The following is a 14,865-nucleotide window of genomic DNA, read 5'->3' as shown; positions in this document are numbered from 1 at the left end:
GCCAAGGAGACTGGCATGCAGCAGACGACTGGGTTACGCGGCCGGGTGGCCGTGGTGACGGGAGCGTCCTCCGGCATCGGACGGGCCACGGCGATCGGCCTGGCGCAGGCGGGGGCGCGGGTGGTGGTGAATCACCGCGCGGGCGGCGATTCCCAGGCCCGCGGCGCGGCCGTGGTGGAAGCGATCCAGCGCGACGGCGGCACGGCGGTGGCCGCGGCGGCCGACATCAGCCGCGAAGCCGACGTCGATCATCTGTTCGCGCAGGCGGCGCAGCACTTCGGCCGGGTGGACATCCTGGTCAACAATGCCGGCGTCGAGCATCCATCGCCGATCGCCGACATGACGCTGGCCGACTGGCAGCGGGTCATCGACGTGAACCTCACTGGCCATTTCCTGTGCGCCCGCGCGGCAGCCCGGGCCTTCAAGTCGCAGCCGCCGGACCCGGCGCGGCAGAACCTCTCGGTGGGCAACATCCTCTTCATCAGCTCGGTGCATGAAGTGATCCCGTGGGCGTTCCAGGTGAACTACGCGGCGTCCAAGGGCGGCATTTCGCTGCTGATGAAGTCGCTGGCGCAAGAGCTGGCGCCGGACCGCATCCGCGTCAATTCCATCGCGCCCGGCGCCATCCGCACCGCCATCAACCAGCCGGCGTGGGACACGCCGCAAGCCTTGGCCAAGCTGCTGGAACTCATTCCCTATGGCCGGATCGGCGAACCGGAGGACATTGCGCAGGCGGCCGTCTGGCTGGCCGGCGATGCGTCCGATTACGTGACCGGCACGACGCTCTTCGTGGATGGCGGCATGACGCTGTACCCCGAATTCCGCGGCGCGGGCTGAGGCCGGCATGTCCAAACCCCTGGAAGACTACGGGCTCATCGGCAACATGCTGTCCGCCGCGCTGGTGGCGCGCGACGGGTCGATCGACTGGCTGTGCCTGCCGCATTTCGATTCGCCGGCGTGCTTTGCCGCGCTGCTGGGCGACCAGAATCACGGGCGCTGGCTCATCGCGCCGCACGGCAAGGTCCGGGCGACCTCGCGCCGTTACGTGCCCGACACGGCGGTCCTGGAAACGCGCTTCGAGACCCGGACAGGCTCGGTGCTGCTGTACGACTTCATGCCCCTCAGCGACGACGACGAGCGCGCGGACGTCGTGCGCATCGTGCGCGGCGAATCCGGGCACGTGCAGATGGACATGGAGCTCATCCTGCGCTTTAACTACGGCCAGAGCGTGCCCTGGGTCCGGCGGCGGGACTACGGCCTGAATGCCATCGCCGGGCCGGACGCGATCGAGCTGCACACCCCCGTCGAGCTCGAAGGCCACGACATGAAGACGACGGCGCGCTTTTCCGTGCACCCGGGACGCGTCGTGCCGTTCACCCTGTCGTATCACCGCTCGCACCGCACCCCCCGATTCGTGCCGGACCGCGTCGAAAGCATGGACCGCACGGTCTCGTGGTGGCAGGAGTGGTCCAAGCGCTGCCACTGGGAAGGCGCGCTGGACGGACGCCGCGATGCCGTGGTGCGCTCGCTCATCACCCTGAAGCTGCTGACCTTCCACCCGACCGGCGGCATCATCGCGGCGCCGACGACCTCGCTGCCCGAATTGCTGGGCGGCAGCCGCAACTGGGATTACCGCCATTGCTGGCTGCGCGATTCGGCCCTGACGCTGTACGCCTTGCTCAACGCCGGCTATCGCGAAGAGGCGGAGGCGTGGCGCCAATGGCTGCTGCGCGCGGTGGCCGGGCATCCGGACCAGTTGCAGATCATGTACGGCATCGCGGGCGAGCGCTGGCTCCCCGAGCTGGAAATCCCCTGGCTGCCCGGCTATGAGGGCAGCCGGCCGGTGCGCCGGGGCAACGGCGCGGCGGGACAGAGCCAGCTCGACATCTATGGCGAACTCATCGAAACCCTGTATGCCGCCCGCGTGGCGGACCTGGCGCCCCTGGCCGAAGCCTGGCGCCTGCAGAACGTGCTGCTCAAGCCGCTGGAAACGCGCTGGCGCGAACTGGACCACGGCATCTGGGAAGTCAGGGGCGAGCGGCGCGCCTTCACCCATTCCCGGCTGATGTGCTGGGTGGCGTTCGACCGGGCGGTGAAGGCCTGCGAGCGATGGGGCCTGAAAGGCCCGGTGGACGACTGGCGGCGGCTGCGCGAGCGGATCCGCAAGGACATCTGCGACCGCGGTTACGACCGTGCGCGGGGCTGCTTCGTGCAAAGCTATGGTTCGCCGGCGCTGGACGCGAGCCTGCTGCTGATCCCGCAGGTGGGGTTCCTGCCGCCCAACGATCCGCGCGTGGCGGGCACCGTGCACGCCATTGAAAGCGAGCTCATGCATGGCGGGCTGCTGCGCCGCTACTCGGTCGAGCACACCGACGACGGGCTGGAGGGCGAGGAGGGCGTGTTTCTTGCGTGCAGTTTCTGGCTGGCGGACGCCTACGTGATGCTGGGCCGGCTGGGCGATGCGGAAAGGCTGTTCGACCGGCTGCTGTCGCTGCGCAACGATCTGGGTCTGTTGTCGGAAGAGTACGACGTCGTGCGGCGGCGATTGATCGGCAACTTTCCGCAGGGCTTCTCGCACATCGGCCTGGTGAACACCGCCTACAACCTGAGCCGCGCCATGGGGCCCGCGCAACAGCGGGCCGAGCAGGACGCGCCGCGCGCGTAGCCGGATCCGGGCCGGTGTATTCTCGCAATCAGGCGGCCCGGTCCGTTCATCGCCGCCCGCACACAACATCGAGAGACCGCCGCGGCGCCCGCCGCGCGCGGGCCCCTGCACCAGGAGAGACAAGCATGCTTTTGACCGATGAACAGCAAAGCGTCCAGGAGATGGCGCGCCGGTTTGCGCAGGAGCGCCTCGCGCCCAATGCCGAGCGCTGGGATCGCGAGCACCACTATCCGGCCGACGCCATCGCCGAGATGGCGCAACTGGGCTTTTTCGGCATGCTGGTGCCCGAGGCGTGGGACGGCAACGACAGCGGCTACCTCGCGTACGCGGTGGCGCTGGAAGAGATCGCCGCGGGCAGCGGCGCCTGCTCCACCATCATGAGCGTGCACAACTCGGTGGGCTGCATGCCCATCCTGAAATTCGGCAATGACGCGCAGAAGGCGCAGTTCCTGCGCCCGCTGGCGCGGGGCGAGCATATCGGCGCATTTGCGCTGACCGAGCCGCAGGCGGGCTCCGACGCCAGCAGCCTGCACACCCGCGCCCGGCGCGACGGCGAGGACTACATCCTCAATGGCGCCAAGCAGTTCATCACCTCCGGGCGCAACGGCCAGACGGTGATCGTCTTCGCGGTGACCGATCCCGACGCGGGCAAGCGCGGCATTTCCGCCTTCATCGTGCCTACCGATACCCCGGGCTACAAGGTGCTGCGGGTCGAGGACAAGCTGGGCCAGCATGCGTCCGACACCTGCCAGATCGCGTTCGAAGACATGCGAATTCCCGCCGCCTGGCGCCTGGGCGAAGAGGGCGAGGGCTACAAGATCGCGCTTTCCAACCTGGAGGGCGGGCGCATCGGCATCGCCGCGCAATCGGTGGGCATGGCGCGCGCCGCCTTCGAGTGCGCGCGCGACTACGCCCGCGACCGCCAGGCCTTCGGCAAGCCCATCATCGAGCACCAGGCGGTGTCGTTCAGGCTGGCGGACATGGCCACGCAGATCCATGCGGCGCGCCAGATGGTGTTGCATGCCGCTGCCCTGCGCGAAGCCGGCCGGCCCGCGTTGACGGAAGCTTCCATGGCCAAGCTGTTTGCCTCGGAGATGGCCGAGAAGGTCTGCTCGGCGGCGATCCAGACCCTGGGCGGCTATGGCTACCTGAAGGATTTCCCGGTCGAGCGCATTTACCGGGACGTGCGCGTCTGCCAGATCTATGAAGGCACCAGCGACATCCAGCGCCTGGTGATCGCGCGCAACCTGTAGGCAGGGCCGGGCGGGGCGGCGGGCGCTACCTGCGCGCCGCGGCCGCCGCGTGCCGGGCGCCGGCCCGCCGGCGGGCCCACACGGCGTACACCACGATATTGCCCACGATCAGCAACGCGGCCAGCAGCATCTGCGTGGTCCGGGTGATGCCCTCGGGGTAGATGATGCCCAGCACGTAGTGTTCGATGAAGCCGCCCGCATAGCCTTCCTGTCCCGCGCGTTCGCGCAGCGACACTTCCAGCGGCGTCAGCGGACAGATCCAGCCCATGCCGATCACCAGCGCGCCCCAGGCCAGCGCCGGCAGATGCCAATAGGCGGCCCGCGGCTTCCACAGGGCCAGCAGGCCGCCGAACATCACGAATGCGACAAAGAGGCCATGCACGACCAGCACCAGGTCGGCAAGGATGCGATAGATCATCGGAGAAAACGCCCAGGGTTCGGTGAGGGAGATCCAGGCCCCGGCCGGGCCGTCAGGTTTTCAGGTCCCGCAGGAGCTTGGTGAGTTCGGGCGCCGTCATCAGCGACACGCCCTGGGCCTTGGCATATTGCCGGGCATTGTCGGACACGTCGCCCAGCGCGATGTAGATGGCTTCGCGTGCGCCGCGCCGCTCGCGCACGGCCTGCAGCTCGCGCAGCGGTTCCACGCCATGCCTGGCGGCTTTCCAGCGCTTGGCGCCGACGATGGCCACATGGCCGTCCTTGCTCAGCGCGAAATCGGCGCCGGGCGCCTGGATGCGCTCGACCTCGCAGCCATCGCGCCGGAATCCCGCTTCGACGACCCGCGAAAACTCCGCCCACGACATCGCGGCGACGGCCTGGGTCACGGCCTGCACGCGGGCGCCGGACGGCGCGCGCAACTGCTTGTAGGCCGCCATGATGGCGATCACGGCAAACGGCACGGCGGCGAAGACGCCCATGGCGGCGTACTCCAGCGGCAACGCGGCAAAGCCGCCCGCGCTCAGCAGCACGGCCACGCCGGCGGCCATCCACCACGGCGAGCGCAGCAGCACGGCGAAGATGGAGTTCTGGGACATCTTGAGTTTCATGGCGGCTCGCGGCGTGTCAGGTTCAACGGGTAATCAGGCTTGGCCGCCGGCGTCGGGCGCGCGCACCACGATGCGCACGTCGCCGCAGGTCACGATCTGGCCGTCGCGGATCTTGGCCGTCTTGCGCGTTTCGACCTCGCCGCCAACGCGGACCTGGCCGTCGGCCACGAGCATCTTGCCCGCGCCGCCGCTGTCGCAAACGCCCGTGGCCTTCAGGAGCTGGTTGATTTCAATATAGGGGCTGCCGGCGGCAAGCGTGAATTCGATGATGCGCATACTGGGTGAATCCGTGGGGGCGAGGGGTCAGGCGGGACCGCTGCCCGGGGCGCCGGGGTTGGCGGGGTTGGCGGAACTGGCCGGATTGGCGGCATTGGCGGTATTGGCCGCGCTGGCTGCATTGGCCGGATGGGCGGCCTCGGCCGGCGGCTGGGCGGCGGGCGCCGGCGGTCCGGCGGGCGGCACCGGACGGCCGTTGCCGGTTTCGGACCGCGCCATCCAGGCGATCAAGGACGAGCGCATGGCTTCCTCGACCGACATCTCGATGGGCTGCACCCACTCTTGCGGCACGAAGACCGTATAGCCGCCGATCATGTAGCCCATGGGCAGGTAGACCGCGACGCGCTCGCCCTGCGTGAAGCCTTCGGGCAGGCCGTCCATGCCGCGCCGGGTCACCAGGCCCACCAGTTCGAGCTGCTGGCCCGGAATGCGCAGGATGACGACCTGTTGGGCGGTGTTCTTGGAACTTGGCGAAAAGTAATCGGCAAAGCTCTTGAGCGACGAATAGATGCTCTTAACCACCGGCAGGTTGGTAAAGGGCATTTCCACCAGCGTCAGGAAGCGCTGCACGCGCTCCTTGGAGACGAGGTAGCCGATGGCCAGGATCCCCAGGATGCCCAGCAGCAATCCCATGCCCGGCACATAGAAGCCGCCGATGAACGGGCGCAGGAAGGTCAGCGCGACGCCTTCGGTCCAGGCGAGGAAGAGATACAGCAGGTAGATCGTCAGCGCCAGCGGCAGGACGGTGATCAGGCCACGGAAAAAGTATTTATAGAGGCGAGTCATAGGCAAGAGCAAAAAATGGGGGCGGACGAATGTGATGGCGCGCCGGGAGGGCCGCAGCATAGCAGCCGTCGCCGGATTTTCCGGTAACAAGACCGGCCGGACCAGGCTCGGCCCGGGTCATGTTTTATGGGACATGTCTTCTTTTAGTGTGAACCGGCCCTAGCGGTCCACCGGCAGGAACAGCGTCTCCTTGATCTCCTCCATGACGACATAGCTGCGCGATTCGGCGGACGCGGGCAGACGCTTGAGGATTTCACCCAGGAGGCGGCGGTATTCATTCATTTCGGTCAGGCGGGCCTTGACCAGGTAGTCGAAATCGCCCGACACCAGGTGGCACTCCATGACCTCGGGCACGTACAGCAGCTCTTTCTTGACCTTGTCGAAAACATCGCCCGACTTGGCCGACAGCTTGATTTCCAGGAACACCAGCAGGTTCTTGCCCAGCGCCGCAGGATTGACGCGCGCATGGTAACCCGTGATGACGCCTTCGCGTTCCATGCGCTTGACGCGGTCGGAGCAGGGGGTGGCGGACAGGTTCACGCGCTCGGCCAGATCGGTGACCGAAATGCGGCCTTCGCGCTGCAGGATATCCAGGATTTTGAGGTCGATTCGGTCGAGTTCGCGCATTTCACTTTTGCCGGTCAGAAAACCCGATCTTGCCGAGAAAAAGCCCTGGCAAAACAAAATCTTCAGTGCTTTTCACTGCTTAGGGGCTCATAGACTACCGAAATTCCCGTACAAAACCAAACACTGGAAAGCATCATGCATGTGATCGTCCTTGGCAGCGGCGTCATCGGCACCACCACCGCCTACTATCTGGCCCGTCAGGGCGCCAAAGTGACCGTGCTGGACCGCCAGCCCGCCGCGGCGCAGGAAACCAGCTACGCGAACGCCGGGCAGGTGTCGCCCGGCTATTCGACCCCCTGGGCCGCGCCCGGCATCCCGCTCAAGGCCTTCAAGTGGCTGTTCCAGAAGCATGCGCCGCTGGCGATCCGCCTGGACGGCAGCCTGTACCAATTGAAGTGGATGGCGGCCATGCTGGCCAACTGCTCGGCCGACCGCTACGCGGTCAACAAGGAGCGCATGCTGCGCCTGGCCGAGTACAGCCGCGACTGCCTGCGCGAATTGCGCGCCTCCACCGGCATCCACTATGAAGAGCGCACGCGCGGCACGCTGCAGCTGTTTCGCACCGACGCCCAGATGGAAGCCGCCCGCCGCGACATCGCCGTGCTGGAAGAAGTGGGCGTCCCTTACGAACTGCTGGACCGCCACCGCCTCGTGACGGCGGAGCCCGCGCTGGCCAATTCCGTCCACAAGCTCTCCGGCGGCCTGCGGCTGCCCAACGACGAGACCGGCGACTGCCAGCTCTTTACCCGCCGGCTGGCCGATATGGCCGCCGCCCTGGGCGTGGAATTCCGCTTCGGCCAGGCCGTCGCGGGCCTGGACACGGCGGGCGGCCAGATCGCCGGCGTGCGCGTCGGCAACGAGGTCTTGACCGCCGACCGGTACGTGGCGGCCTTCGGCAGCTACACGCGCGGGTTCCTGGAGCCCCTGGGGCTGGACCTGCCGGTGTACCCGGTCAAGGGTTATTCGCTGACCATCCCCATGAAAAACGAAGCCGCCGCGCCGGTGTCCACCATCCTGGACGAAACCTACAAGATCGCGGTCACGCGCTTTGACAAGCGGATCCGCGTGGGCGGCATGGCGGAACTGTCCGGTTTCGATCTGCGACTCAAGGACGCCCGCCGCAAGACGCTGGAACTGGTGGTGAACGACCTGTTCCCCGGCAGCGGGCACGTGGCCCAAGCCGAATTCTGGACCGGCCTGCGCCCCATGACGCCGGACAGCACGCCGGTCGTCGGCCCCACGCGCTACGGCAACCTCTATCTGAATACCGGTCATGGCACGCTGGGCTGGACCATGGCGTGCGGCTCCGGCAAGCTGGTGGCCGACCTGGTGATGGGCCAGCGGCCCGCGATCAGCACCGACGGCCTCGGGTTGTCGCGCTACGACCGCAAGGCCGCGTCCAGCCAGCCGCTCGTGCTGGGCGGCAAGGGCGCCTGACGCCCTGGCACTGTTCACCCCGTCGCTCCGGGACGGTCCACCCCGTCGCTCCGTGACGGTTCAACCCATTCGCGCCGCGGGCGCGAACGCAAATGCCCACGGGCCGCGCCAACGCGGCCCGTTGCTTTTTGGGTGGACAAATGCGCGCGGGCAGCGGCGGGAGCGTCCGTTTCTTTGTGCCAAAATCGCCGCATGACCCATTTCCTGCACACTGCCGACTGGCAGATCGGCCGACAGTACGGCCAGTTCGAAACCGACGATGCCGCCATGCTGGCCGAGGCCCGCTTCGACGTCGTCGCCCGCATCGCCGCCCTGGCCGCCGAGCGCCGCGTGGACGCGGTGCTGGTCGCCGGAGACGTCTTCGACACGCAAGGCGTGTCGGACCGCACGATCCGGCGTCTCTTTGCCGCCATGGCGGGCTACACCGGGCCATGGGTAATGATCGCCGGCAACCACGACGCGGCGCTGGCGGACAGCGTCTGGAGCCGCGCCATGCAGCTGGGCTGCATCCCCGCGAATGTCCACGTTCCGCTCGCCACAGGCGTGGTGGATCTGCCGGACGCCAATCTGGCCGTCCTTGCCGCGCCGCTCACGCAGCGCCACACCTACGACGACGTCACCCAGGCGTTCGACGCGCTGGCGTCCGCGCCCGGCCGCTTGCGCGTGGGCCTGGCGCACGGCAGCGTCGCAGGCCGCCTGCCCGACACGGTCGATGCCACCAACCCCATTGCACCGGACCGCGCGGCGCGCGCCCGGCTGGACTATCTGGCGCTGGGCGATTGGCACGGCTGCCTGTCCATCGACGAGCGCACCTGGTATGCCGGCACGCCCGAACAGGACCGATTTCGTGGCAACGAGCCCGGCTACGTGCTGGACGTGCGCATCGCCGAGGCTGGCGCCGTGCCCGTGGTCGAGCGCATCGCCACCGGCAAGTACCGCTGGTCCGCCTGGACCGAAACCCTCAGCCTGCCCACCGATGCCCAGGCGCTGGCTGAGCGCATGGCCGCGCTGCGGGCCGAAGACGTCCTGCGCCTGGACGTGCAGGGCCACGTCAACCTGGAAACCTGGGACGCGCTGCAACAGGCGGTGGACCAGGCCGCCGCGCAGGTGAGGGCGTTGCTGCCCGACCTGTCGGGCCTGCGCCTGGAGCCCGACGAGGCCGACCTGGCGGAGCTGCGCGCCAGCGGTTACGTGGGCGAGGTCGCTGCCCAGTTGCAGGCATTGCAGGCGGACGAGGAGCAATCCGCCGTGGCCGGCGAGGCCCTGCGGCTGTTGCTGCGGTTCCAGCGCGAGACGCTTGCGCCGGGAGCCGCAAAATGAAACTGTCGCGCATCTTCCTCGAAGAATTCCGCAAGTTCCGCCAGCCGCTGTCCCTGGAAGGGCTGCAGGACGGCCTGAACCTGTTCGTCGGTCCCAACGAGGCGGGCAAGAGCACCGTGGCCGCCGCCATCCGGGCCGCGTTTCTTGAACGCTACAGCACCAGCAAGGTCGCCGACCTGGCGCCGCGCGGCGAGTCGGGCGCGCGCCCCACCGTCGAACTGGCCTTCACCCACGCGGATCACGCGTACGTGCTGAAGAAGCAGTTCCTGTCGCGGGCCCGCTGTGAACTCGTCATCGACGACGGCGCGCAGCGGCTGGACGGCGAAGAAGCCGAGAACGCGCTGGCCGCGTTGCTCGGCTTCGAACTGCCCGGACGCGGCCAGAGCAAACCGGACCTGGCCGGCGTTCCGGGCCTGCTCTGGATACGCCAGGGCGACGGCCAGAACCTCCAGGAGGCCGCCAGCCACGCGGGCGCGCATCTGCGCGACGCCTTGACCCAACTGTCCGGCGAGCTGGCCTCCGGCGACGGCGACCGCCTGTTCGAGCGCGTGTCCGCGGAGCGCGCCGCGCTGCTGGATGCGCGCAACGGCCGTCCCAAGGGCAGTTACAAAGAGGCCGAAGACGCCTTCGTCCGCGCCGCCGCCGAACGCGACGAGTGCGAACAGGCCATGGCCCAGCTCAATGCGGACGTCGACCGCCTGGCCGTGCTGCGGCGCGAGCACGAGAGCGCGCAGGCGACGCAGCCCTGGAAGGACTTCGAGGCCAAGGCCGCCCAGGCCCGCGCGCGCCTGGCGGCGCTGGCCAAGGAGCGCGAGGCGTTCGAAAGCCTGCAGCGCGAGCAGGCCCAGGCCGCCCAGACGCTCGCCCTGTTGCAGGACCAGGTCCGGCGCGACCAACAAGACGACACCGACTATCAGGCGCTGCTGCGCGACGCGCGCGCCGCCCGCGCCCATGTGCAGGCCGCGCAGGAGCCGCTGGCCCGCGCGCAGCAGCAGCGCCAGGCCCGTGCCGCGGCGCTCGAGTCCGCCCGCCGGCGCGTGACGCAGTTGCAGGCCCTGGCCGACCGCCGCGACCTGGACCGCCAGTTGGCCCAGCTCAGTCCCGAGATCGAACGCCTGGACGGCGCCCTGAACGCGGTGGCGCAATTGATCGCCGAGGGGTCGGCCCTGAAGGCCGAGGCGGTCCGCCTTGAGATGTCGGACGCCGAGATCGAGGCGCTGCGCAAGGCGGGGCGCGAGGTCGGCAACCTGCAGTTGCAGCAGCAGTCCGTCGCCACGCGCCTGCGCTATCGGCTCGATGCCGGCCGCCATGCCCTGCTGGATGGCAAGCCGGTCGACGGTGCCGGCGAGGTCCTCATCACCGCCGCCGCCGAGCTGGATCTCCCGGGCGTGGGCCGGTTCCAGATCGAGCCCGGAGGCCAGGACCTGCCAGCCCTGCAGCGCGATCTGGCGCGCGTCGAGGCCGCCTTCGCCGCCTTGCTCAAACGCGCGGACGTCGAAACCCTGGCCGAAGCGGAGCAGCGCCACGCGCGCTATGGCGCCCTGCAACGGGAACTGGACGCCATGCGCAAGACCCTGGCCATCCACGCGCCACGGGGCGTGGATGCGCTGCGGACCCAACGCGACGAGGCGCTGGCCCGCAGGTCGCAATTGCAGGAGCGCCTGTCCAAGCTGCCGGCGGCGCCGGAGCTGACGGCCGGCGAACTGGCGGCCGGCGTCCCGGCGGCGGACTCGGACACGCCCGACGACGATCTGCCCGCCGCCGTCCAGGCGCTGCGCGAAGCCGAGGCCGTGGCGGTCCAGGCGGAGCAGGCGCTCGTCGATGCGCAGCGCGCCCTTGACGCTGACGCGGCCCGCGCCCATGTGCTGGAAGGGCAGGCGCAGGCGCGCGGCGCGGAATTGCAGTCGCCCGAGCGGGCCGCGCAGCGGCAGGCCCGCGCCGGACGCCTTGCCGAAGTGCGCAGCGGCCACGACCAGCTCGAACAGCGGGTGCGCGCCGCCCAGGCGGCGCTGGCCGAACACCGGCCGGACCTTGCCGAACAGGACATGCAACGCTTCGAGAAGTCCGCAGCCATCGAGCGCGAGGCGCAACTCAAGCGCCACGGCGAGATCCTCCAATTGCAGGGCAAGCTGGATCAGGCCGGCGCGCAGGGGCTGGGCGAACGCCTCTCCGAAGCCCAGGCGGCGTGCGAGCGCCTGCAACGGCGCCGGGACGAATTCGCGCGGCGCGCGGCCGCCCTGGATCTGCTGCAAAAGCTGCTGGCCGACAAACGCGCCGCGGCCACGCAGCGCCTGCAGGCGCCGCTGGCCCGCCGGCTGAATCACTACCTGGCGCTATTGTTTCCGGACGCGGCGCTGCGCCTAGACGACGCGCTCCTGCCCACGGCGCTGCGCCGCGGCAACGGCGAAGACCTGCTCGACGCGTTGAGCTTCGGCACGCGCGAACAACTGGGCATCCTGGCGCGCTTTGCCTATGCGGACCTGCTGCGCGAGGCGGGCCGGCCCACCTTGCTGCTGCTGGACGACGCGCTGGTGCACACCGACGACGCGCGGCGCGACTTCATGAAGCGCGCGCTGTTCGACGCCGCAACGCGGCACCAGATCCTCATGTTCACCTGCCACGGCGAGGCGTGGCGCGACATGGGCGTGGAGCAGCGCAGGATCGGCTAGCGCGCGGGCCCGGCGCTGCGCGCCGCGCCCACGTCCAGCCAACCGCTCCAGGGCTGGCCGTCCGGCGCGCTGCCAACGCGGCCGGTGTCGTCGGGCCCCGCCCAGTGCCCGCTCACGAGCTGGGACGGCCGCGTTTGCGCGACCACGCGCGCGCACACGTCCCAGGCGTCCAGCCGCACGCTCAGGCCGGCGTACACGCCATGGCCCGAGCCGGCCTGGATGACCCCGGCGGCCTGCACGCCTTCGCCTGCCCGGATGGCGCCCTCGGCGCGGATGTCCTCGCCCGCGATCAGGCCCCAGCCGCAGGCGAGATGGTCGCCGCACTCGATTGCCCCGCCCGCCTGGATGCCGCAGGCGGCATGGATTTCCTTCTCGGCGCGCACCGCGCCGCCGGCCTTGATGCCTTGCCCGCACTTGATGGCGCCTTGCGTGGCGATGTCCTGGCCCGCGTGCAGGTGGCCCGTCACGGCCAGGTCCTGTCCGGCGCAGATATCCCATTTGGCGCGCACGTTGCCGCCGCAGTCCAGGCGCGTGGCGGTCTCGATGCCCCAATCGGCGGCCACGTCGCCGCCCGCGCGCAGGTTGCCGCCGCTGGCGATGTTGCCGCCGGCCGTGATGTTCTCGCCGGCGACGATCGATTCGCCCGCTCGGATTCCGCCGCCCGTGACGATGCTGCGGCCCGCGCGCACCACCGTGTCCACGCTGATGCCCATGCGCACTTCCAGCGTGCCGGCGAACACGATGGCGTTGGCATCCAGGCTGTCCAGCCGCAGCACCGCATCGGTGGGGCCGAACTGGTCCAGCAGCCAGCAGGCGTCGCCGACGCGGCCATCGGCGACCAGGGCATCGAGCACGGCCTGGTAGTCCCCCTGGCCGTTGTGGTCGCGGATAAACCATTTGTAGCCGCCCGCGCAGGGGTTCTTGGCTTTGACGAATTTCTTGGTGAGTTGCATGGCGCTTGAACGAAAACGGTGCGTGGCCGCCCGCGAGCCGTCGTGGGCTGGCGCAGGCGAAGGGGAATGCGGGCGCGCGCCACGCGGCAGTGCGCCCGCCGGCCGGGTGCGGGCTGCAAGGCGCGTGGATGTGCGCAGGCAGCCGGCCACGGGCCGGAGCAGTGAGTCAGAAAGGGGAAGTGCGGGCGATTAGCCGGGCTTGGACCGCGCGTAAGCGGAACGCGCGGCGACCTCCTGCGAGCTCAACATCGTTGAGCGCAGGGCGCAGAGGGCGCAGGTGACGCAGGGAAGGGGGGAAATGTCGGATCGCACGGGGGCAGATGCTACCACCCGGGCATTTGCAGTCAAGCCGGCAACACTGCGCGGCGGGGCAAAAAGGGCGCTTGCACCCGGCAAGCGCCCCTTCGCCGGCGTCGGTCAGTTCGTCAGGACGATGTTGCGGTCCTTGGCGATGCGCTGGCGCAGTTCGAGTTCATGCTTGATCTGCGCGGCGTACTGGGCGGGCGTGTTGCCGTCCACCAGCGAACCGCCGTCCGCCAGGCGCTGGGCGATCTTCGGATCCTTCAGGGCCTTGACCGCCGCGGCGTGGACGCGGTCGATCACAGCCTGCGGGGTGCCGGCGGGAGCCACCAGGCCATACCAGGCCATGTTATCCATGTCGGGCAGGCCGCCTTCGGCGAAGGTCGGCACGTCCGGCAGGGCGGGCAGGCGCTTGGGCGCGGCCACGGCCAGGGCGCGCAGCTTGCCGGCCTGGATGTGCGGGATGGACGAGGGCAGGTTGTCGAACTGCGCGTTCACCTGGCCGGCGATCACGTCGTTCAGCGCCGGACCCGATCCGCGGTACGGCACGTGCACCATGTCGGTCTTGGTCAGGGACTTGAACAGTTCGCCGTCCAGGTGGCTGATGCCGCCCGCGCCCGACGAGGCGTAGCTGTACTTGCCCGGATTGGCCTTGAGCAGGGCGATGAACTCGGCCAGCGTCTTGGCGGGTACGCTCGGGTTCACCGTCATGACGTTGGGCACGTTCACCAGGTTGGTGATGGGCGCAAAGTCCTTGAGCGGGTTGTACGGGTTCTTGGGGTTGGTGGCCGGATTGGTCGCCATGGTGCTGACCGTGGCGACGCCCAGCGTGTAACCGTCGGGCTCGGCGCGCACCACGGCGTCGGCGCCGATGGAGCCGCCGCCGCCGCCGCGGTTTTCCACGACGACGGGCTGGCCGAGTTCACGGCCCAGCCCTTCGGCCACGATACGGGCGACGATATCGGTGGTGCCGCCCGCGGCAAAGGGGACGATCAGCCGGATCGGCTTATTGGGGTAGGGGTCGGCGGCCTGGGCGGCGGAGGTCAAGCAGAGGCCGGCGACGGCGGCGGCCAGGACGGCCTTGGCATGTGACAACACGTTCAAGAGTCTTCTCCATATTGTTGTTCCGAGCCGGCCGGCTTCTTGGACCGGCTTCGGTGAGGCGCGCATTGCCGGGGTGCGGCAAGACTACGCCTCGTGGGCGCAATTCCACACAGGTATGCCCCCAGGGTCAACTCGGGATTGTCCCTGCCATGACGAATCTCAAATCCAATCGTGGATCGGTGAATTCGGCGGAAATGCCGGCATTTGCAGGAAAAAGACTGTCTGACGGTCGGTTGAGCCCCCGTTACACCCGGTGAAATCCGCCAGAACACAATTTGAGCGGCTTCTGTTGCGCATTGATTGCGCAGTCATCGTGCTGTCATTAGCCGGGTAAATGCATAAATCTCTGCATAACTTACAAGAATCTGATATTTTTCGGGTGAGATTCTTGCCCGGTCTTGCAAGAAAGCTATTGCGTTTGTTTCTGTC

General features: G+C 68.9%; 13 protein-coding genes. 6 read left to right on the top strand and 7 right to left on the bottom strand.

What is annotated here, in order from left to right:
• Positions 1–15: 15 nt before the first annotated feature.
• The 3 genes from ACZ50Q_RS16165 (at position 16) to ACZ50Q_RS16155 (ending at position 3,918) form a co-directional block, all read left to right on the top strand.
• Complete coding sequence (locus ACZ50Q_RS16165) at positions 16–837, top strand: glucose 1-dehydrogenase (RefSeq protein WP_464078955.1); 822 nt, start codon at positions 16–18, stop codon at positions 835–837.
• A 7-nt stretch (positions 838–844) separates the two neighbouring features.
• The gene (locus ACZ50Q_RS16160) at positions 845–2,665 is read left to right on the top strand and encodes a glycoside hydrolase family 15 protein (RefSeq protein WP_464078954.1); all 1,821 of its coding nucleotides are present in this window, start codon (positions 845–847) and stop codon (positions 2,663–2,665) included.
• A gap of 125 nt (positions 2,666–2,790) precedes the next feature.
• Positions 2,791–3,918: an acyl-CoA dehydrogenase family protein gene (locus tag ACZ50Q_RS16155; RefSeq protein WP_076521100.1), complete on the top strand. Its 1,128-nt coding sequence runs from the start codon at positions 2,791–2,793 to the stop codon at positions 3,916–3,918.
• Between the two features lie 25 nt (positions 3,919–3,943).
• Here the strand turns inward: ACZ50Q_RS16155 and ACZ50Q_RS16150 are convergent, their stop codons facing one another.
• The 5 genes from ACZ50Q_RS16150 to ACZ50Q_RS16130 form a co-directional block, all read right to left on the bottom strand.
• A complete protein-coding gene (locus ACZ50Q_RS16150; protein ID WP_076521099.1) occupies positions 3,944–4,336 on the bottom strand; it encodes a DUF2784 domain-containing protein in 393 nt (130 codons plus the stop codon).
• A gap of 52 nt (positions 4,337–4,388) precedes the next feature.
• Entirely contained in the window at positions 4,389–4,964 is a 576-nt protein-coding gene (locus ACZ50Q_RS16145; RefSeq protein WP_076521098.1) for a restriction endonuclease, read from the bottom strand.
• 33 nt (positions 4,965–4,997) lie between these two features.
• Positions 4,998–5,240 (bottom strand): RNA-binding S4 domain-containing protein, encoded by a 243-nt coding sequence (locus tag ACZ50Q_RS16140; RefSeq protein ID WP_076521097.1) that lies wholly within the window; start codon positions 5,238–5,240, stop codon positions 4,998–5,000.
• A 27-nt stretch (positions 5,241–5,267) separates the two neighbouring features.
• Positions 5,268–6,026: a DUF502 domain-containing protein gene (locus ACZ50Q_RS16135; RefSeq protein ID WP_464078953.1), complete on the bottom strand. Its 759-nt coding sequence runs from the start codon at positions 6,024–6,026 to the stop codon at positions 5,268–5,270.
• Between the two features lie 159 nt (positions 6,027–6,185).
• Positions 6,186–6,653 (bottom strand): winged helix-turn-helix transcriptional regulator, encoded by a 468-nt coding sequence (locus ACZ50Q_RS16130; RefSeq protein WP_076521095.1) that lies wholly within the window; start codon positions 6,651–6,653, stop codon positions 6,186–6,188.
• 135 nt (positions 6,654–6,788) lie between these two features.
• Here ACZ50Q_RS16130 and ACZ50Q_RS16125 point away from each other — a divergent pair, with 135 nt between their 5' ends.
• The 3 genes from ACZ50Q_RS16125 to ACZ50Q_RS16115 all read left to right on the top strand — a co-directional run bounded on the left by ACZ50Q_RS16125 (position 6,789) and on the right by ACZ50Q_RS16115 (position 12,079).
• Complete coding sequence (locus ACZ50Q_RS16125) at positions 6,789–8,090, top strand: D-amino acid dehydrogenase (RefSeq protein ID WP_076521094.1); 1,302 nt, start codon at positions 6,789–6,791, stop codon at positions 8,088–8,090.
• Positions 8,091–8,282: 192 nt separating this feature from the next.
• Entirely contained in the window at positions 8,283–9,410 is a 1,128-nt protein-coding gene (locus ACZ50Q_RS16120; protein ID WP_464078952.1) for a metallophosphoesterase family protein, read from the top strand.
• Positions 9,407–12,079, top strand: a complete 2,673-nt coding sequence (locus ACZ50Q_RS16115) for an AAA family ATPase (protein ID WP_464078951.1) — start codon at positions 9,407–9,409, stop codon at positions 12,077–12,079. The genes ACZ50Q_RS16120 and ACZ50Q_RS16115 overlap by 4 nt, the downstream gene beginning before the upstream one ends.
• Here the strand turns inward: ACZ50Q_RS16115 and ACZ50Q_RS16110 are convergent.
• Together ACZ50Q_RS16110 and ACZ50Q_RS16105 are read right to left on the bottom strand one after the other, a co-directional pair.
• Positions 12,076–13,032 (bottom strand): hypothetical protein, encoded by a 957-nt coding sequence (locus ACZ50Q_RS16110; protein ID WP_464078950.1) that lies wholly within the window; start codon positions 13,030–13,032, stop codon positions 12,076–12,078. The genes ACZ50Q_RS16115 and ACZ50Q_RS16110 overlap by 4 nt on opposite strands.
• Before the next feature lie 417 nt (positions 13,033–13,449).
• Complete coding sequence (locus tag ACZ50Q_RS16105) at positions 13,450–14,436, bottom strand: Bug family tripartite tricarboxylate transporter substrate binding protein (RefSeq protein WP_076521090.1); 987 nt, start codon at positions 14,434–14,436, stop codon at positions 13,450–13,452.
• Positions 14,437–14,865 lie beyond the last annotated feature (429 nt).

This window comes from Achromobacter sp. T5-5 (assembly GCF_055397965.1).
This window is presented reverse-complemented; position numbering and strand designations above follow the sequence as displayed.

Excerpts from the sequence above, each read along its gene's own strand:
- ACZ50Q_RS16165 (WP_464078955.1), top strand. The coding sequence starts at position 16 with ATGCAGCAGACGACTGGGTTACGCGGCCGGGTGGCCGTGGTGACGGGA.
- ACZ50Q_RS16160 (WP_464078954.1), top strand. The coding sequence starts at position 845 with ATGTCCAAACCCCTGGAAGACTACGGGCTCATCGGCAACATGCTGTCC.
- ACZ50Q_RS16155 (WP_076521100.1), top strand. The coding sequence starts at position 2,791 with ATGCTTTTGACCGATGAACAGCAAAGCGTCCAGGAGATGGCGCGCCGG.
- ACZ50Q_RS16150 (WP_076521099.1), bottom strand. The coding sequence starts at position 4,336 with ATGATCTATCGCATCCTTGCCGACCTGGTGCTGGTCGTGCATGGCCTC.
- ACZ50Q_RS16145 (WP_076521098.1), bottom strand. The coding sequence starts at position 4,964 with ATGAAACTCAAGATGTCCCAGAACTCCATCTTCGCCGTGCTGCTGCGC.
- ACZ50Q_RS16140 (WP_076521097.1), bottom strand. The coding sequence starts at position 5,240 with ATGCGCATCATCGAATTCACGCTTGCCGCCGGCAGCCCCTATATTGAA.
- ACZ50Q_RS16135 (WP_464078953.1), bottom strand. The coding sequence starts at position 6,026 with ATGACTCGCCTCTATAAATACTTTTTCCGTGGCCTGATCACCGTCCTG.
- ACZ50Q_RS16130 (WP_076521095.1), bottom strand. The coding sequence starts at position 6,653 with ATGCGCGAACTCGACCGAATCGACCTCAAAATCCTGGATATCCTGCAG.
- ACZ50Q_RS16125 (WP_076521094.1), top strand. The coding sequence starts at position 6,789 with ATGCATGTGATCGTCCTTGGCAGCGGCGTCATCGGCACCACCACCGCC.
- ACZ50Q_RS16120 (WP_464078952.1), top strand. The coding sequence starts at position 8,283 with ATGACCCATTTCCTGCACACTGCCGACTGGCAGATCGGCCGACAGTAC.
- ACZ50Q_RS16115 (WP_464078951.1), top strand. The coding sequence starts at position 9,407 with ATGAAACTGTCGCGCATCTTCCTCGAAGAATTCCGCAAGTTCCGCCAG.
- ACZ50Q_RS16110 (WP_464078950.1), bottom strand. The coding sequence starts at position 13,032 with ATGCAACTCACCAAGAAATTCGTCAAAGCCAAGAACCCCTGCGCGGGC.